Consider the following 20,214-nt stretch of genomic DNA (forward strand, 5'->3'; position numbering starts at 1 on the left):
TTGTTTATACTCTATTCGCTTTTAAATTCACCAATCAATTCTTGTAACTCTTGAGCAAGCCAACTTAAAGATGTTGCTAGCTCAGCAATTTCTTGAACAGACATCTCTTGCTCTTTCATGCTTTCTTCTACGTGATTACTACTTTCTGCATATGTCTTAGCAATATGAGATAAATGATTCACAACCTGCACGATTCCTTGACTTTTTTGTAAAACATCACTTGAAGTACCTGAAACTGCTTTCACTTGATTTGTAACAGACTGCGCTGATTTTGAAATTTTTTCAAAGAACTCACCGCTACTATGAACAAGCTCAATTCCTGATTCAACTTCTTTTGAACCTTTTTGCATCGAAACTACAGCTTCTTCCGTTTCTGCTTGTGTTTCTCCAATCAATTTGGCAATATCTTTAGCTGATGCCTCTGTCTGCTCCGCTAATTTACGCACTTCATCTGCTACAACTGCAAATCCTCTACCAGCTTCTCCAGCTCGCGACGCTTCAATAGAGGCATTTAGAGCAAGTAAGTTTGTCTGATTTGAAATGCCTGTAATTACTGTTACAATATCGCTAATTTGTTTTGAACGATTTTCTAACGAATAGATAATAGAAGATAAATCTTGAACCGCACTTTGAATTAAATTCATTTGTTTCACAATTTGAGAGATAACTTCATTTCCTTCTAAAGAATGTTTCTCCATGCTTTCAGATGCACTTGTAACATGCTTCGCAGCACCTGTAATTCCCTCAAGGCTACTGCCCATCTCATTTACAATATGCAAACATTTTTGTACGGAAGCCTCTTGAGACTGTGCTCCTTCATTTAATCCTTCTATAGAACTTGCAATCTCTTGAACAGCCATATTGTTTTCTTCTGTACTTGCCGATAACTCTTGTGAAGAAGAAGAAACTTGTTCTGCTGTCTGCTTTACTTTATCGATAATTGCTTTAAATTTTTGTATTGTCGTGTTGAAATAAGCATTAATAATTCCGATGTCATCTGATCGTTCCCGCAATTGAATATTTAAATCGCCATCTCCTACTTTTCGTAATCCTTCACGCAACTCATGTAACGGCGCTAAAGAATTACGAACAATAAAGAATTGAATTACAATAGCAAGCACTAATGATATACTCATAAAGATTAAACCTTGTATGATAAATTTTTGTTTTGTACTCGGGACAATCGACGCATCTACATCCGCTGCTACAATTGCAATCATATTTTTTTCTTTATCCATAATCGGCTCTAATATCGTTACCCATGAACCAAGCTGATCTTCATATACTTCTGTCATTTGTGCTTTCTTTGTATCCATTACTCTATGGTATGCATTCATCCAATGAGCCGGCATATCGTAATAATCACCTGGTTTCACAGCTACAGATTTAGCTAATTCAGTATTCAATCCGACAATTTGTGGCGCATCTTTTTCATTTGTTTTTGCCCCTGTAATATATACTTGCCCAACACTTTTCAAATCTTTTGCCGCTTTATCGAGCTGCTCTGTAATTCTTTCCTTCTTCACTCTTTGACTTGTAGGATCTTCTGCAACCTCTCTAATCAATTTCTGATCTAGTTCATTTAATACAACATCACCTGTTTCAATTGACTGTTTTTCAAATAAATTCATCATGTTATTTTGGAACATGTTAAGACTTAATACCGCCATACTTCCAACAAGCGTAAAAATAACCAAAACAGTCAACAAGACATTTTTCTGTAAAAATGATAGCTTATGCCAATATTTCCCCATAAAAGTACTTCCTCCTTATTTTTTATATAGTTAAATAATATAATATTCCAGTCCCTAAATTGATATTATTTCTCATTTAAGGACACGTAAATAAAAAAAGACCAATGTCAAAAATTGGTCAAAACTACCCTAATCTATTCGGCAACTGACTCACTTAGCCTTCTCTTAACCTTAGGCCCTACAGTTTTGTATCCTTATGTTTCCACAAGTTTGCCTTTCTCGCTCAACGAGTTGAATAATATGGGAGTTTTATGAGAATTAACTATTCCCTTTCACAGGTTACAACATCATAATCAAAATGTCTACTTATTAAAAAATAGTGATATAGTATTTTTTCAAAATACTTTCACGAAAAGGATGAATGTTCCTTTTTATATGTTATATAATAAAAAATGTTTAGAAATAAGGGGTTTTCTTGAATTATTTCGATTTTTTCATTCAAATTAAATTATTCAAAAATATTAACCCATTAAATTTCCGGAGGTAGTTTATTATGTTTTGGTTACAATTTCTTACCTTACTACTCTGTATTTTCATCGGCGCACGCCTTGGTGGAGTTGGCTTAGGAGTGATGGGTGGCGTTGGTATGGCAATACTTGTATTTGTCTTTCACCTACAACCTACAGCGCCTCCAATCGATGTAATGCTAATGATTTTAGCAGTCATTACAGCTGCTGGTGCTCTTCAAGCAGCTGGAGGAATGGACTACCTTGTCCACCTTGCTGAAAAAGCATTGCGGAAAAATCCAAAGCGTATTACATTTTTTGCACCTATTGTTACTTATTTATTTACATTATGTGCTGGAACAGGCCATGTTGCCTATTCTGTCCTTCCCGTTATCGCGGAAGTTTCACGCGAATCAGGTGTTCGCCCTGAGCGTCCAATGTCAATCGCTGTAATTGCTTCCCAACAAGCCATTACAGCTAGTCCTATTTCAGCAGCAACTGTTGCACTTCTAGCAATGCTAGCTGATTATAAAATTACGTTATTTGATATTTTAAAAGTAAGTATTCCATCTACTTTTATTGCTTGTATGCTAGCAGCTTTCGTTGCAAGTAAAATGGGAAAAGAGTTAAAAGATGACCCTGAATATTTAAAGCGATTAAAAGAAGGTATGATTCCACAATTAGAAGAAAAGAAAGAGTTCGTCGGTACAAAAGGAGCAAAATTATCTGTTATCCTTTTCTTATTCGCAACTGTTTTCGTTGTTCTCCTTGGTTCATTTGAAGCACTGCGACCAGGCTGGACAATCGATGGAAAATTCGTTCACCTATCGATGCCAAATGCAATTGAAATGGTTATGCTAACAATTGCCGCTCTTATTATTATTTTATGTAAACCAAATGTGGAAAGTATTGTATCTGGTAACGTTTTCAAAGCTGGTGCTACAGCTGTTGTTGCTATTTTTGGTATCGCTTGGATGGGCGACACGTTCTTTAATGGTAACTTACCTTTCATTCAAGGATCTATTCAACATTTAGTAACAAGTGCACCATGGTTATTCGCTATTGCACTATTTGTTCTATCTATCTTATTGTATAGCCAAGCAGCTACTGTACGTGCTCTTATGCCACTTGGCTTATCGCTTGGTATTTCACCAGCACTTCTTATTGCAATGTTCCCTGCAGTAAATGGTTACTTCTTCATTCCAAACTACGGAACAATCGTTGCTGCAATTAACTTTGACCGTACAGGCACAACACGTATTGGTAAATATGTACTAAATCATAGTTTTATGATTCCTGGTCTCATCGCAACCTTTGCTTCTATCGGTATCGGAATGTTACTTATTTCGATTATGTTTTAACAAAAAAGCGCATCACTTATTCTATAAGTCATGCGCTTTTTTCCATTTAATCAAACGTTTGTTTAAACGAGTACCTTTGTTTTATACAACCCTCTAACTAAACTCTTCTACTCTATACTAGGCTCCAATATATATTGACTTACCTCTGCTAATAACTTTGGAAAATCATCTGGAAAAAAGTGCCCTAATCCTTCTCTTACAATACATTTGCACTCAATATTATATGTTTTAAATACATCCATTAACTCCATCGTTTTCTCATATAAGATGAGAAAACAACCGTTCAACCCCCATCTTTACTTCTTCACTTGATGTACGAATGCTTTCGCACTGTCAAAGGCTGAACTCGCCAAACTAATAGCTGAAATAACCGAAACACCATCTGCCCCTGCTTCTATTACAGAAGAAGCATTTTCGATTGTAATTCCACCGATTCCAACTATCGGTATATGAATACCTTTTTCTCGAAAATAACGTAATCCATTTAATCCTTGAACTGCTTTTGTATCTTTTTTTGTGTTTGTTGGAAAAATAGGGCCTACTCCTAAATAATCCGCACCATTTGCAATGGCAAAATGCGCTTCTTCTATTGTATGAGCAGACACTCCAACAATTTTATCGCCCATTTTTTCACGGACAACTTCAATTCCTTCATCATCTTGGCCGACATGAACACCGTCTGCATCCAGCTTGAGCGCTAAATCCACATCATCATTCACAATAAAAGGAACACGATACTCCTTACATAGCGCTTGTAACTGTTTTGCAAATTGGATTCTTTTTTCTCCAGTTAGAGCTCCTTTTCCTTTTTCCCGAAATTGAAAAAGGGTAATGCCACCATCTAGTGCTTCTTTCATTACTTGTAATGGATCTTTGTGACAGTTATTGCTCCCCATAATAAAATATACTTGCAATAACTGAGACATCTTTTCTGTTTCAGTGCGCGCCATCTCTCTCATCTCCCTAACGAACTTCTTCCATTTTTCCATATTGTTCAATATCGCTTACGGTAACATTTGCTAATTGATTTAAGAATTCTATTTGGAAACTGCCTGGCCCTTGATCTACTGTTTTACTCGCAGCAATCTCCGCTGCTACTCCATAAAACGTTAACGCAGCAACCGCTGATTTTACATAATCTTGTTCAACTGCTGCAAATGCTCCCATTACTGAAGTTAATAAACAACCTGTTCCTGTCACCTTTGTTAAAATTGGATGACCGTTACGAATTATAACCGTTCGCTTACCATCTGTGACAATATCTTCTTTTCCTGTAATTACTGCGACTGTATCTAGTTTGTTCGCTGCTTTTGTTGCAATTGCTACAGAATCACCATCTCCAGTTCCAGCATCCACACCTTTAATTTCCCATTTTTCATGAATAACATTCGCAATTTCCGCTGCATTTCCGCGGATCATTGCTAACTTTATTTCATTTGGTATATGTCTTGCCACTTCTGTTCGATACAAAGTTGCTCCGGCCCCAACTGGATCAAATAATACTGGGACATGCTGTTGATTTGCTGCTTTTCCAGCAATGAGCATTGCTTCAACTTCATTTGGCCGGAGCGTACCCATATTTAAAACGAGCGCCCCTGCAATGCTAGCCATCTCTGCTACTTCTTCTTTTGCATATGCCATGACAGGTGATGCTCCTAACGCTAGCAAGCCATTTGCTGTAAAGTTCGTTACAACTACATTTGTAATATTATGCACGAGTGGATTCGTTTCTCTTACTTGTTCCACCACTTTAGCAATTTCTGTTATATTCATCGTTTCATCTCCTCCTCGTTTCATAATGGGAGATACACAAAAAGACACTTCGCGTATGCAAAGTGCCTGAACATGTGTTTTACACTCTCCCTACGCTGGCATTATCCAACAGGTTCTAATGGTCAACGACAGATTAGTCGTACTCTCAGTCTGCATCCGCAAACTCCCATGTGTTTTCTTATTCATCTACTTCAAAGTCTACTCTTATTCTAGTAAAATAACAAGTTCTTTCCTTTCTATATGAAAAGTGAATTAAAAAGAGAGCATTCGTCTTTGTATTGCTTTATACCGAAGCGTTATGTATAGAAAAACAGCGATAGGAGCGCAGCCTATCGCTGTTTTTCATTCTATTATTTTAAAGCTTTAGATACTTCTTTTACCATTTCTGATACAGACTCAAGTCCGCCACCAGATAGGTACCAGTAGTTTGGATCTAAATAAACTACATTGCCATCTTTCACAGCATTTGTTTTACTAACGATTTCGTTTTCCACTACTTGTTTTGCAGAAGATTTGCCGCCAACAGCAGCACCTCTATCTACTACAAATAAGTAATCTGGGTTTTTCTCTAAAATATATTCGAATGAAATTTTATTACCATGTGTATCAGCTTTAATATTTGGGTCAACAGGAGTTACACCAAATACATCATGGATAATACCGAAGCGAGATTGTGGGCCATATGCACTTACTTGACCATCATTCGCTAAAATGACTAAACCTTTTTTATCGCTCTTCTTAGCTTTTTCATTTAATGCTGCTACGTCTTTTTCAACTGCTGCAATTTCTTTTTTCGCTTGTTCTTCTTTACCGAAGATTTTTGCTAATGTTTCAACATTTTCTTTAAATGATTTCATGTACTCTTTTGCATTTAACTCTACATAAATTGTTGGAGCAATTTTTTCAAATTCTTTGTATGAATCAGCTTGTCTTCCAGAAATGATAATTAAATCTGGATTCATTTCGTTAATTTTTTCGAAATCTGGCTCTTTTAAGCCACCAACATTTGTATATTTTTTATCTTTATATTTTGAAAGATATGATGGGATATTTTTCTGTGGTACACCAGCCACATCAACGCCTAATTTATCTAAAGTGTCTAATGAACCAAAGTCAAATACTACAACTTTTTTCGGGTTTGTTTTAACTTTTGTTTCCCCTAACTTATGCTTGATTGTCATTTCTTTCGCTTTACTTTCACTAGCTTCTGTCTTTTTATCAGTAGAAGCATTATTGCTACATGCTACAGCCATAATAGCAAGCATGAAAGTTAATAGTAGCATTGCTAACTTTTTCATTTCAATCACCTCTATAAAATTTTTAAAATTATTTTAACTGATCGTGCATTTGCACAATCAAAAATAACTTCCTCTTATGAAAAATAAATACAAATATTATTTCCAGCTATTTCTTCAATGTGGATATCCATATCATAAATCCCCTTTAAAACTGCTGGATTAATAATTTCATTTGTTGGCCCTTCTTTCATGACCTTTCCATCTTTCAAAGCAACAATACGATCGGAATAACAAGAAGCAAAATTAATATCATGAATTACAATTACAACTGTTTTCCCTAGTTCTTCAACTAAGCGTCTCAGTACTTTCATAATTTGTACAGAATGCTTCATATCTAAATTGTTAAGTGGCTCGTCTAGCAAAATATATTCCGTATTTTGAGCAATCACCATAGCGATATACGCCCGTTGTCTTTGCCCACCACTTAGCTGGTCTAAATATTTATGCTGAATATCCTCAAGCTCCATATAACGAATTGCTTCCTCAATATGTTTCTCATCTTCCTTTGTCAAGTTTCCTTGTGAATATGGGAATCTACCAAAGCTTACTAATTCGCGAATCGTGAGGCGCAAATTAATATGATTCGTTTGCTTTAAAATAGAGATTTTTTTCGCAAGGTCATTGCTATTCCACTCACTAATCTCTTTATTCTCTATATAAATTTCACCAGCATCTTTTTTTAATAATCTGCTAATCATGGAAAGCACTGTACTTTTTCCCGCTCCATTTGGACCGATGAAAGACGTGATTTTTCCTTTTGCAATTTTAATCGAAACATCTTCAACAACGTTTTTGTTTCCATATTGTTTTGATATATTTCTTACTTCTACCATGATTTACTCTCCTTCAATAGAAGATAAATGAAGTATACGCCCCCAACAAAGTTTACAATGACGCTTAAAGTTGTATTAAATTCAAATACTCTTTCAACGATCAATTGTCCACCTACTAGAGCGATAATACTAATAAAGATAGAACCCATAATTAAATATTTGTGTTTATATGTGTACAAGAATTCACGCGCAACGTTTACTACAAGTAATCCTAAAAATGTAATGGGACCAACTAGCGCTGTAGAAATAGAAACTAAAATTGCGATAACAATTAAAAGTTTTTTTACGACTTTGTCATAATCTACTCCTAAGTTAATTGCTTCTTCTCTTCCAAGTGATAATACGTCTAATAGTTTCAATTCTTTATATACGTAAGCAACCACTACTATAATCCCAATAACGGATACTGCAAGTAACTCTGTTTTCACGTTGTTAACACTTGCAAACATTTTTCCTTGCACAATTTGAAATTCATTCGGATCAATAAGCACTTGCATAAAAGAAGACAAACTTTGAAAGAATGTCCCGAATATTAATCCGATTAAGAGTAAGAAATAAATATTATTTCCTTCTCTTTTAAATAAAAATTTATAGAGAAACAGTGAAAAAATCACCATTAAACTAACTGATATAAGAAAGTTCACATTTGTATTCATCATCGCAAAATGCTGTGACCCAAATAAAAACACAACAAAAGTTTGAATAAACATGTAAAGCGAGTCTAACCCAATCACACTCGGTGTTAAAATACGGTTATTACTAATTGTTTGGAAGATCATTGATGAAAACGCAATAGCTCCACCTGTTATGATCATCGCTAACAATTTCTTCGCTCGTCTTGGTAACGCATAATCTAGTGTGTTCATATTTAAGTTAATGAATAAAAAGATTCCAATGGCTATTACAGATACAACGGCAAGTACTGCCAACATCAACTTATAATTCTTTTGTTTTCTATGCTGCATATGCGTTTCTCCTCATTAATAAATAAAGGAAGATTCCGCTTCCGATTACTCCTACTGTAAGACCAATCGAAATTTCATACGGATAAATTACGACCCTACCAAGTATATCGCAAGCTAGTACAAAAACAGCTCCTAACAAGGCAGTATGAGGTAAACTATTTTTCAAATGATCTCCGCGATAAATTGAAACGATATTTGGAATAATAAGTCCTAAAAATGGAATCATCCCAACAGTTAAAACCACTAGTGCAGAGATGAGAGAAACGATAATAAGCCCAATATTTAGCACCCGATTGTAATTCATTCCTAAATTCGCTGCAAAATCTTCTCCCATTCCAGCAACGGTAAAACGATTTGCATATAAAAAGGCGATGATTACAAGCGGAATACTGAAATATAAAATCTCATATCTCCCCTTCATAATCATTGAAAAGTCGCCTTGTAGCCACGAATTAATATTTTGAATTAAATCATATTTATAAGCAAAGAATGTTGTAATGGAACTAATAATGTTCCCAAACATAATTCCAACAAGCGGAATAAAAATAGCATCCTTAAACTTAATTCGCTTTAAAATTTGCATAAACAAAAATGTACCAACTAACGCAAAAATAAATGCGATAAACATTTTTTCAAGCGGGCTTGCTGTCGTAAAAAGCATTAACGAAACTAAAACGCCCAACTTTGCACTATCCATTGTTCCCGCAGTTGTTGGAGATACAAATTTATTTCTGCTCAGTTGCTGCATAATTAAACCACTTATACTTAAACTGACACCAGCAACAATAATACTAATGAGACGTGGTAATCTACTAATAAATACAATTTGCATTTTCTCTTGATTCCAATGCAAAACATCTGTTAGACTCACATCTTTTACACCAATAAAAATAGATGCAACCGATAAAACAATCAGCATGACAAATAAATATCTTTTTTTCATAATGTCTTCATGGTACAGATTATGTTCTGTCGCCATCACTTGATTTCAAACAGATTATAATCCTATCATTTTATCCCCCTCACCTATTTATAGAATGATAGAAATCATAATTTCAGCAACCTTTTCGTTTCTTGCCACGAATTGTTCATCATAATCCAACCTCTTTTTTATATGTATAAATCGGATTTATCTGACATTTCGGCAATGTTATGGTAACCTTCTCTTAATGATAATGAATTTCATTCGCGATGTCAACGCATAACTTATGATACAGTGAGGTTGTAAGCAATAGAAATCCCCTCTATACTCTACCGATTATCCCTACTAATCAGGCTGTTACGGGCAGTCCTACTCCCCCCGATTCTTGAAGCGGGAAAATAGCGGGATAAATAGATGAAGTTGTATTCAAAACAGCACGTGGTAATTACTCCAAAGCAGTTTCATAAGGTTTATAGAGAAAATAAGAAATGAAGACAAGAAGTAGAAATTCTTAAATCAGCTCTGTCCATTATGACTAGTAAATAGAAGGTGTTTCTTACTGTTCTTCTTGAAAACTGTGGTATATTAAACGGTATATAGTTAGTAAAGGAGTTTGAATACATGGCAAAGAGTGTAGTAATTGCTGAGAAACCATCAGTTGCACGTGATATCGCAAAAGTATTAAAGTGCACGAAAAAAGGAAATGGGTTTTTAGAAGGTGACAAATATATCGTGACTTGGGCTCTTGGACACTTAGTGACGCTTGCAGACCCTGAGGCTTATGATAATAAGTATAAAACATGGAATCTTGAAGATCTTCCAATGCTTCCAGAACGTATGAAATTAGTTGTTATAAAACAAACGGGAAAACAGTTTCATGCTGTGAAACATCAACTTAGTCGAAATGATGTTCATGAGGTGATTGTGGCTACTGATGCAGGAAGAGAGGGAGAATTAGTTGCCCGTTGGATCATTGAAAAAGCAAGAGTAAAGAAACCAATTAAACGTTTATGGATTTCTTCTGTAACAGACAAAGCAATTAAAGATGGTTTTAACAATTTAAAACCAGGTAAAGCTTATGATAATTTATACGCCTCAGCCGTTGCTCGTTCTGAAGCAGATTGGTATATTGGCTTAAATGCTACTCGTGCATTAACAACAAAATTCAATGCTCAATTAAATTGTGGGCGTGTACAAACACCAACTGTAGCTATTATTGCTAGTCGTGAAGATGAAATCAAAAACTTTAAAGCTCAAACATACTACGGTATTGAAGCTCACACAACGAATAAATTAAAACTAACTTGGCAAGATGCAAAAGGGAATAGTCGTAGTTTTAATAAAGAAAAAATGGATGGTATCGTAAAAAATCTGGATAAACAAAATGCTACTGTTGTGGAAATTGATAAAAAACAGAAGAAATCATTCTCTCCTGGCCTTTATGATTTAACTGAACTACAGCGTGATGCAAATAAAAAATTTGGTTACTCTGCGAAAGAAACATTAAACATTATGCAAAAATTATATGAACAGCATAAAGTGCTAACGTATCCACGTACAGATTCACGTTATATCTCCTCAGATATCGTTGGAACACTTCCAGAGCGCCTAAAAGCATGCGGTGTAGGAGAATATCGCTCTTTAGCACATAAGATTTTAAATAAGCCGATAAAATCTAATAAATCATTTGTTGATAATAGTAAAGTAAGTGATCATCACGCAATTATTCCAACAGAAGGATATGTTAATTTCTCTGCTTTCACTGATAAAGAACGTAAAATTTATGATTTAGTTGTAAAACGTTTCTTAGCTGTTTTATTCCCAGCATTTGAATACGAGCAACTAACATTACGCACAAAAGTTGGGAATGAAACGTTCATTGCACGCGGAAAAACGATTTTACATGCTGGTTGGAAAGAAGTATACGAAAACCGTTTCGAAGACGATGATGTAACTGATGACGTAAAAGAACAAATTTTACCTCGCATTGAAAAAGGCGATACATTGAATATAAAACTAATTATGCAAACATCAGGTCAAACAAAGCCACCTGCACGATTTAACGAAGCAACGTTACTTTCAGCAATGGAGAATCCTACAAAATATATGGATACGCAAAATAAACAACTTGCTGATACGTTAAAATCGACTGGTGGATTAGGCACAGTAGCGACACGAGCTGATATTATCGACAAGCTCTTCAATTCATTCTTAATTGAAAAGCGTGGCAAAGATATTCATATTACATCAAAAGGACGTCAGTTACTTGATTTAGTACCAGAAGAGTTAAAATCGCCGACACTAACTGGTGAATGGGAACAAAAACTTGAGGCTATCGCAAAAGGTAAACTAAAAAAAGAAGTATTCATTTCAGAAATGAAGAACTATACGAAAGAAATTGTTTCTGAAATTAAATCAAGTGATAAAAAATATAAACATGACAACATTTCAACGAAGTCTTGTCCAGACTGCGGTAAACCAATGCTAGAAGTAAACGGCAAAAAAGGAAAAATGCTCGTATGCCAAGATCGTGAATGTGGCCATCGTAAAAATGTATCTCGCACAACAAACGCTCGTTGTCCGCAATGTAAAAAGAAATTAGAATTACGTGGGGAAGGTGCAGGTCAAATCTTTGCATGTAAATGTGGCTATCGTGAGAAGCTGTCTACCTTCCAAGAACGTCGCAAAAAAGAGTCTGGTAACAAAGCAGATAAACGTTTCGTTCAAAAATATATGAAACAGCAGCAGAAAGAAGAAGAACCATTAAATAATGCATTAGCAGAGGCATTAAAGAAATTAAAATTTGATTAAATGAAAAAAATTGTCCATCTAAAGTTTTGATGGACAATTTTTTTATATTCAGGTGAAACAGTGAAAATCAATTTAGCAAAAGGATATGGGGACTGAACTTATAGTATGCAGTAGCATTATCCAGAAAAATATTTCTAATCGTTTGATTTCCAACCTTATTTACAACACCGCGCTGGAACATAGTCTCAATATTGCCCTGTGATAAAGTGAAACTTTAATCAGTGGGATTTTCTCCATCCCCCACTGATTATGAGCCCACACCAATCGGGCTGTTACGGGCAGCCCTACTCCCATCTATCTTCCTTGCTTCTCTCTGAATCTTGAGGCGGGAGTCTTACTGCCCTAAAATAGCGGGATAATCGAAAAAACACTCAACAAAAAAATTTAAACCTGCTATACATTTTTCGATTCCTTCAAAAATCGGATTCATTTCTAAAACGCCATATTGATAAAACAAAAGGTTCCTACCAAATTCGGTAGAAACCTTTATGATTAGTGAATAATTTTACTTCCTTTTGCATTCTCAACAAACTTTTCACTCGATTTATTAATTGGTGTTTTCAGTAATAATGCAAGAATTAACATGATTACAACGAACACACTTAATACAAGTAAATCTCTAATGACAATATCCCAAAGCATTCCACCTACTGTTTCACGAATTGCACTAATCGCATATGTGAACGGCAAGAATGGATACATTGCTTGGAAGAATTTCGGTAACATTTGAATTGGGAACGTTCCTCCCGATCCAGCTACTTGTAGTACGAGTAAAATGATTGCCATGGATTTCCCAACGTTTCCGAAAACAGAAACGAGAGAGTATACGATGCAAACAAAGACTGCACTACTAAATAAACTGAATACCACAAACCAGAATTTATCAACTACGTACGTACCAAGTAAGAACATATCTCCCATCGATACGATAAACGCTTGTGCAAGCCCTATCGTTAAGAACGTTAAGAAGCGTCCAAAATAAATTTCATGACTCTTATATTCCGCCCCCGGTTCATGCACTTCTACTGTTAATAATGAAACCATTAACAATGCCCCTACCCATAATGCAAGCACTGTATAGAACGGTGACATTGCTGAGCCATAGTTTGGCATTGCAAATAATTTATTTTCTTTTAATTTCACAGGATTTGCAAAGAAATCACTTTGCTTTTCAACATCATTTTTCAATAAACGAATAATATCTTTTATATCCTCTTCCGATTCAAACTGACGAATTTTATCTGCTAGTTCCTTTATTTTTTGCTGAGTAGCTGGCATCTCTGCTTTAATATCTTTCAATTTCTTTGTGCCTTCTACCAATCCTTTTGAGGAGTCTTCTAGCAGCTTCTTCACATCTGGAAGCTTTTTATTCGCATCACTTAAAATTTTAGATGTATTTTTTGACATCTCTTTTGTACGTGCAATTGCTGCATTGAAGTTTGGAACGATTTCGGAATCGTACTTTGCTAAAATATCACCTAATTGTGCTGAAGTATTTTTTGATACTTCATTAATACTTTCAATAACATCTTTCGCAGGTTGTTGCCCTTTATTAATCGCGTCAATTCCTTTATCGGTTAATTTTATACCCTTTTGTAGAAGACTTTGTGCTTTTTTCAGCTTCGCAATTTGATCATTAAAGTTTTTATCCTTATTGACATCAGCAAAAACTTTATTCGCACTCTCTAAGACAGGTATCATATCAGTAATCATATTTGAAGCTGCTTGGAATTGACTATTTAAACTATTTAAAGCTACTTTTGTTGAATTTAATCCATTGATCCCTTTATTTTCAAAATCTTCTTTTGCTTTTTGAGCCTCTGCTTTTTTTTGTTCATATTGCTGCCTTACCTTATCATACTCTTCATTCACTTTATCACTAGTCTGCTCAAAAGTACTGACTGCTTTTTTATAATCCGCTACAAACGTTTCATTATAATCTTTTTCCGCTTGATTAATTAAAGTGTTTGTTGCATCTAATTTTTGATTAATTGCGTCTCTCACATCTTGTTTTACTTCTTGACCTGAACTAATTAAATCATTAAGACGTTTAAATCGATTGTTCAAATCTTGCTGTCCTTCTCGAATAGCTGTTAAATGTGCTACTCTATCACCGAAAAACTTCTTACCAAAATCAGTTGTTGCATTCTGCTGAAGTGTAGACATCATCGTAATGATTGAAGAAAGATTGTCTATATGAGTTTGGAGATTATTAGAAATAGTAGTGATATTTTTCTTTGCTATTTCAGGATCAATACTTCCATTTTGTAACCCATCCATCACACTTTGTGCATATGCAGTACCTGTACGTGCTGAGTTTAAAACACTATTCACTGTTTGATTAATGTTTCTTGCTATATTTTTGTAACCTTCATCATTCATTTTTGGAAGGTCCGGAAGCGTAGGTAACTGAGAAATATCAGGAATATTCAAATTCGCTCCAGGTCCCATTAAGAAATCTGTTATAGCCGCTGCACCATCCATTCCGCTTTTTAGAGCCGTTAAATCTCTCTTTATTGCTCCTGGTGCATTCTGTAATGTCTCATCATTTCGTGCAAAGAATTTATCTAAGTTGTTCAAAGTTTCCTGTCCATCATTAATGACACTCTGTACAACTGGCAAATCCTCTTGCGCTACTTTTACAATATCTTGCGCCCTAGTTGCATCATCTAGTGCTGTGTCCACAAGTTTATTCATTTCTGGGAACTGCGCTTCTAATTTAAATACAAGATCTTTTACTTTTTCAATACTTGGCAAGTTTGTTTCTAAATCGATTCCAAGGCTATTGAAAATTTTAAAAATCTCTCCATTTGCTGTTTTAACAAAGTTCTTACTAATTTCTTCTGTAATACCTGATGCACCTTTTGCTGTAATTTTCGGTGCAATCGCATTTACTTTTTCGTTTACGAAATAATCTAGTTCTGGCTTTTGCGGATTATCACTAATAACCGTCGCAATTTTTTCAGAGAAATCTTTTGGAATTGTAATACTTGCATAGTAATCTCCATGTTCAACTCCGTAAATTGCTTGTTTCTCATCAACAAACTTCCAACCTAGATTTTTGTTTTTCTTGAGCGAATTGACAATTTCGTCCCCGATGTTAATATCTTTCCCCCTTATATTCGAACCAGCATCTTGGTTAGAAACTGCAATTGGCACTTCTTTTGTATTCCCGTATGGATCCCAAGAAGCTTTAATGTTAAACCATGCATATAACGATGGCAAAATCATTAATCCTAGTACAATAACAATCGCAGCCCAATGTTTAGCTACATTCCGTACATCTGTCGTATAAATACGCCATATTTGTTTCATATAAGCAATCACCTAATTATATATTTTTCCTTATCCTAAAAACGATACATGCATTTTGCAATTATATCATTTTCCACCACCCGAATTAAACGAAAATACACGATTTTTCCAATCCATTCTTTTGCTTACTTCATTATATAACGAAGTAAGCAAAAGAATACATACAAAATGACCAAATTGGTTTTACATTCATTAATAACAAATATATAGGAAATGTCATAAAAAATACAAGTATTTTCTCTTGGAAATACTTGTATTTTTTAAAACCATCCTCATAGATTTTGCAGCACTATGAGGATTTCTTCTATTATATGTTCAATTGAACTTCTACTCCAAAATGATCTGAAATCATTTTCCGATTCATACCATTAAAAATAACTTTTGAAGAAAGAACCTTTATTGGTTTGTTACTTAACACGAGATCAATCCGCAAGTTTTGCTTATTTTCGTCCCAGCCAGCAATTTTCCCTTGTACGGTTGTTCCTTCATCTTTTTCCATCGCTAATGCGTATGTATCGTAAAATTTATTTTGTATCATATAATCGTATCCTTCTCCTCTTAAATGAGCATTATTATTAAAATCACCCATTAAGAATGAAAGTTCATGATCATCGATATGCTCCATAAAACGATTCACTTGTTCTCGGAATGATTCTTCCTCATCATTCCACCAACCAAGATGACAAGAATAAAATGTTATGTTTTTCCCTTGATAAAAAATTGTTGCATAAACAATCTTACGTGTTTTCCAATACGTTGTATCCTTACTTTCTGATACGAAGAAAGAACCTCGTTTTACAATCGGATGCTTCGTTATAATGGCTGAACCTTCTTCATATATATCATAGCCAATATGCGCGAAGTCCCAAACCATATTGTAATTTTCTAAACCTAACTTTTTAAGCTCTGCAAGCAATATAAGGCCAAAGTTATCCTTCTTTTTGTTACCATATACACTTTGAGCTTTTATAGATTGGCTTACCTCTTGTAAAGCAATTACATCGTAATTTTCTTCTTGAATCGTCTTAGCGAGATATTTTATTTTTTCTAACTGATTCTCTTCTTGCCAAGAATGACAATTTAAAGTTAATACTTTCATTTCTTATGCACCTAACATATCTTGAATATCTGATTTTAATACATCAGCTTTGGGACCGTATACAGCTTGCACACCTTTATCTTTTACGATAAGTCCTAAAGCCCCATTTTGTTTCCACTCTGCTTCTGGTGCAACAACTTCTAAATCTTTCACCGTTACGCGTAAACGTGTCATACAGGCATCTACGTCCGCAATATTATCTTTCCCACCTAGAAGGTCGATAACCTTTGTTGCTAACGATCCCTCTTTTACATTCGCTGCTGTTTCTGAAGAATCATCTTCATTATCAATATAGTTACCAGCACGCCCTGGAGTTGGTAAATTGAATTTTTTAATTAAGAAATGAAATACGGTAAAGTTTAAAATAAAGAACATTACTGAAACAATCACAAAATGAATTAAATCTCTTGTTAATCCTGCATGAACCATCATTGGTGTACGTGTAAGTAGTTCAATAAATCCAAATGCATGTACTCGTAAATGAATAAGATCTGCCAATGCAAATGCAAGCCCTGTTGTAATTGCATACACTACATATAATACTGGTGCGATGAACATAAACATAAATTCAATCGGCTCTGTTACACCTGTTAAAAATACTGCTAATGCTGCTGAAAAGAACATTGGCTTATATTTTGCACGTTTGTCTTTATCAACATTGTAAAACATTGCAAATGCAATCCCAATTAGTGATGCTGTCGATCCAATTACTTGTCCTACTTTAAAACGAGCTGGCACTACATTATTTAACAAATCGTTATATGCTTTTGTATCCCCATTTGCTAATAAATTATTTAAATCCGTAACCCATGCCAACCATAGCGGGTCTTGTCCTGCAACTACTTGACCAACTTTCGAACCCGTTAACATTGTATATGTCCCGCCAAGTTCTGTATAGTTCATCGGAATCGTTAACATATGATGCAATCCAAACGGCAATAACAGACGCTCTAATGTCCCATATACAAATGGCGCGACAACTGGTGCGCTGTCTTTCGATGCTGCGATCCAGCGTCCAAATTCATTTAATCCACTTTGGATGAATGGCCATAAAAGTGATAAAACAATTGCCGTAATGGTAGACCAAACAATTACAACAAATGGTACAAAACGTTTCCCATTAAAGAATGCCAATGCCTGTGGTAATTTATCATAGTTATAATATTTATTATATAAAGCGGCACCTAAAAACCCTGTAATAATCCCTACGAATACCCCCATATTGAGCGCTGGTGCACCAAGTATAGAAGTGAAATAATCCTTTACAAGCAAATCTCCGGCTAATAGTGAAGAAACTTTCGCTTTTGAATCCGCTAACATTTCAGTGTTAACACCAAATATAGCTCCCGTAATCCGGTTTGTTAAAACAAATGCTAACAACGCTGCAAACGCACCGCCTGCACGGTCCTTTGCCCAAGATCCCCCAATTGCTACTGCAAATAAAATATGCAAGTTTGTAATAATCGCCCAGCCAATGTCTTCCATAACTCTAGCAATCGTATGTACAGCATTTACATCTCCAGCAGCCATACCGATCAGCTTACCAACGGAAATCATTAAACCTGCAGCTGGCATAACTGCTACAACAACTAATAATGCTTTCCCGAACTTCTGCCAAAAATCAAAAGATGTAATTTTCACCTGCTTCTTCCTCTCCTTTATTTACAAGCTTTCTAATGAAACAAAATATAATTCCTCCTACATTTACGAAAACGATCCCTCACCAAATCAACGCAAACGTTTTCATAAATTAATTTTAATAAAAGCGTTTTCACATTGCAATAAAAATTTATTTTTAAAACAAAAAAAGATGCTACGAGAGCATCTTTTTTTGTTAAGAAATGCAATAAATTCTTGTTTCATAAGGATTTAAGATGATTTTCTTATCCACTTCATCTTCTGCAATTTCATAGTTACTCAAAAGCAATCGTTTGCGTTCTAACGTGTATGAATTCTCATTATAAATAGCTTCCTTGCTTGACAGATTGCTAATCACAATCATTTTTTCATCATGTAATGTACGCGTATACGCATAAATTTGCGGATCATCCTCTAATAATAGATCATACGTACCGTAATTGAAAACAGCATGTTCTTTTTTTAGAGCAATCATTTTCTTATAAAAATTCAAAATAGAATTTGGTTCTTCTTGCTGCTTTTGGACATTGATTTCTTTATAATTTGGATTGATTCCAAACCAAGGTGTTCCTGTTGTAAAACCTGCATTTTCTTCGCTACTCCACTGCATAGGTGTACGTGAATTATCGCGACAAGATGCCCATATAATTTCCATCATTTCTTGATGCGATACACCTTGTGCAATTTTCTCACGGTATAAATTTTTAATCGCTACATCGTCATAATCATCGATATTCGGAAACTGAACATTTGTCATCCCAATCTCTTGCCCTTGATAAATGAATGGTGTTCCATGCATAAAAAAGTACATCGCCCCTAAAGCTGTTGCGCTTTCCTGCCAATACTGCTGATCATTTCCCCAAGTCGATACAATACGTGGCTTATCATGATTTTCAATATAAAGTGCGTTCCATCCTTTATTCTCTAAACCTTTTTGCCATTTCGTTAACACTTTCTTTAACTCTACAACATCAAGTTCTTTTTTCTTTTCAGCATCCCATAAACTTAAATGTTCAAATTGAAATACCATATTGAATTTACCGTTTTCTTCTCCAACCCAAAGATCTGCATCTTCTATTTTGACACCATTCGCTTCTCCAACAGTCATAATATCGTACTTTGCAAATGTATTCTCTTTTAGTTCTTCTAATAACGGCTGAATACCATTCACATTCATATGTTTATCAAAAGAAGATACATAAGGTAGCCCTTTTGGATTTGGCATATCTTTTAGTCCTTCTTCCTTCTTAATATGGCTAATCGCATCCACACGGAATCCATCTATTCCCTTATCTAACCACCAGTTCACTGTATCATATAAGGCTTCGCGAACCTCTTTATTCTCCCAATTTAAATCCGGCTGTTTCCGTGAGAATATGTGTAAGTAATATTGCTCTGTTGTCTCATCATATTCCCAAGCAGAACCATTAAAAATACTTTCCCAGTTATTTGGCTCTTTTCCATCCTTACCATCACGCCAAATATACCAATCGCGTTTTGGATTATCCTTAGATGATCGCGATTCAATAAACCAAGGATGTTCATCACTTGTATGATTAATAACTAAATCAATAATTAATTTCATACCGCGCTTATGCACTTCTTCTAGTAATGCATCAAAGTCCGCCATTGTACCGAACTCATCCATAATCTCACGATAATCACTAATATCATAACCATTATCATCGTTTGGTGATTTATACATTGGACAAATCCAAATAACATCTATCCCTAAATCTTTTACATAATCAAGCTTTGCGATAATACCTTGTAAATCTCCAATACCATCACCATTTGAATCCATAAAGCTACGTGGGTAAATTTGATAAGCGACAGCTTCTTTCCACCATATTTTATTCATAATAGCGCTCTCCTTCTATATCCCTCTTTTTTATGCAAACGTTTTCGTAACACTATCATAACAAAATATATCGAGTTTGCAACGACAATTTTCATCTTATTATTCAATATCCTCTTTTCTTTCAAAAACAATACCTCT

General features: G+C 35.0%; 14 protein-coding genes and 2 riboswitches. Of the genes, 2 read left to right on the plus strand and 12 right to left on the minus strand.

Annotation, left to right across the window (positions count from 1 at the left end):
• Window positions 1-11: 11 nt before the first annotated feature.
• On the minus strand, window positions 12-1,754 hold the full coding sequence (locus MR063_RS13850) for a methyl-accepting chemotaxis protein (protein WP_242198613.1): 1,743 nt from the start codon (window positions 1,752-1,754) through the stop codon (window positions 12-14).
• 137 nt (window positions 1,755-1,891) lie between these two features.
• Window positions 1,892-1,979: riboswitch (cyclic di-GMP riboswitch) on the minus strand.
• A gap of 268 nt (window positions 1,980-2,247) precedes the next feature.
• On the opposite strand from MR063_RS13850, the gene MR063_RS13855 reads away from it, so the two are divergent.
• The gene (locus MR063_RS13855; RefSeq protein ID WP_242198615.1) at window positions 2,248-3,561 is read left to right on the plus strand and encodes an anaerobic C4-dicarboxylate transporter family protein; all 1,314 of its coding nucleotides are present in this window, start codon (window positions 2,248-2,250) and stop codon (window positions 3,559-3,561) included.
• A 107-nt stretch (window positions 3,562-3,668) separates the two neighbouring features.
• On the opposite strand, the gene MR063_RS13860 is transcribed toward MR063_RS13855, so the two are convergent.
• The 7 genes from MR063_RS13860 to MR063_RS13890 all read right to left on the minus strand — a co-directional run bounded on the left by MR063_RS13860 (window position 3,669) and on the right by MR063_RS13890 (window position 9,373).
• Entirely contained in the window at window positions 3,669-3,848 is a 180-nt protein-coding gene (locus MR063_RS13860; protein ID WP_242198618.1) for a hypothetical protein, read from the minus strand.
• Between the two features lie 9 nt (window positions 3,849-3,857).
• A complete protein-coding gene (thiE, locus tag MR063_RS13865; protein WP_242198621.1) occupies window positions 3,858-4,511 on the minus strand; it encodes a thiamine phosphate synthase in 654 nt (217 codons plus the stop codon).
• A gap of 13 nt (window positions 4,512-4,524) precedes the next feature.
• Entirely contained in the window at window positions 4,525-5,334 is an 810-nt protein-coding gene (gene thiM, locus MR063_RS13870) for a hydroxyethylthiazole kinase (protein ID WP_242198623.1), read from the minus strand.
• A 70-nt stretch (window positions 5,335-5,404) separates the two neighbouring features.
• Window positions 5,405-5,514: riboswitch (TPP riboswitch) on the minus strand.
• 170 nt (window positions 5,515-5,684) lie between these two features.
• Complete coding sequence (locus MR063_RS13875; RefSeq protein WP_242198625.1) at window positions 5,685-6,632, minus strand: siderophore ABC transporter substrate-binding protein; 948 nt, start codon at window positions 6,630-6,632, stop codon at window positions 5,685-5,687.
• Between the two features lie 74 nt (window positions 6,633-6,706).
• Window positions 6,707-7,465 (minus strand): iron ABC transporter ATP-binding protein, encoded by a 759-nt coding sequence (locus tag MR063_RS13880; RefSeq protein ID WP_242198628.1) that lies wholly within the window; start codon window positions 7,463-7,465, stop codon window positions 6,707-6,709.
• Window positions 7,459-8,430 carry an iron chelate uptake ABC transporter family permease subunit gene (locus tag MR063_RS13885; RefSeq protein WP_242198630.1) on the minus strand — a complete coding sequence of 324 codons (972 nt, stop codon included), beginning with the start codon at window positions 8,428-8,430 and terminating at the stop codon, window positions 7,459-7,461. The genes MR063_RS13880 and MR063_RS13885 overlap by 7 nt, the downstream gene beginning before the upstream one ends.
• On the minus strand, window positions 8,420-9,373 hold the full coding sequence (locus tag MR063_RS13890) for an ABC transporter permease (protein ID WP_242198800.1): 954 nt from the start codon (window positions 9,371-9,373) through the stop codon (window positions 8,420-8,422). Before MR063_RS13890 ends, MR063_RS13885 begins: the two co-directional genes overlap by 11 nt.
• A 600-nt stretch (window positions 9,374-9,973) precedes the next feature.
• Here MR063_RS13890 and topB point away from each other — a divergent pair.
• Entirely contained in the window at window positions 9,974-12,163 is a 2,190-nt protein-coding gene (topB, locus tag MR063_RS13895) for a DNA topoisomerase III (RefSeq protein ID WP_242198632.1), read from the plus strand.
• Between the two features lie 492 nt (window positions 12,164-12,655).
• Here topB and MR063_RS13900 read toward each other — a convergent pair whose 3' ends face one another.
• The 4 genes from MR063_RS13900 to MR063_RS13915 form a co-directional block, all read right to left on the minus strand.
• Window positions 12,656-15,478 (minus strand): YhgE/Pip domain-containing protein, encoded by a 2,823-nt coding sequence (locus MR063_RS13900; protein ID WP_242198635.1) that lies wholly within the window; start codon window positions 15,476-15,478, stop codon window positions 12,656-12,658.
• Window positions 15,479-15,785: 307 nt separating this feature from the next.
• Window positions 15,786-16,577: an endonuclease/exonuclease/phosphatase family protein gene (locus tag MR063_RS13905; protein WP_242198637.1), complete on the minus strand. Its 792-nt coding sequence runs from the start codon at window positions 16,575-16,577 to the stop codon at window positions 15,786-15,788.
• Window positions 16,578-16,580: 3 nt separating this feature from the next.
• The gene (locus tag MR063_RS13910; RefSeq protein ID WP_242198639.1) at window positions 16,581-18,218 is read right to left on the minus strand and encodes a PTS transporter subunit IIBC; all 1,638 of its coding nucleotides are present in this window, start codon (window positions 18,216-18,218) and stop codon (window positions 16,581-16,583) included.
• A gap of 193 nt (window positions 18,219-18,411) precedes the next feature.
• Window positions 18,412-20,076 (minus strand): glycoside hydrolase family 13 protein, encoded by a 1,665-nt coding sequence (locus MR063_RS13915; protein ID WP_242198642.1) that lies wholly within the window; start codon window positions 20,074-20,076, stop codon window positions 18,412-18,414.
• Window positions 20,077-20,214 lie beyond the last annotated feature (138 nt).

The sequence above is a fragment of the Bacillus cereus group sp. BfR-BA-01492 genome, assembly GCF_022662815.1.
GTDB classification, from domain to species: domain Bacteria; phylum Bacillota; class Bacilli; order Bacillales; family Bacillaceae_G; genus Bacillus_A; species Bacillus_A cereus_BD.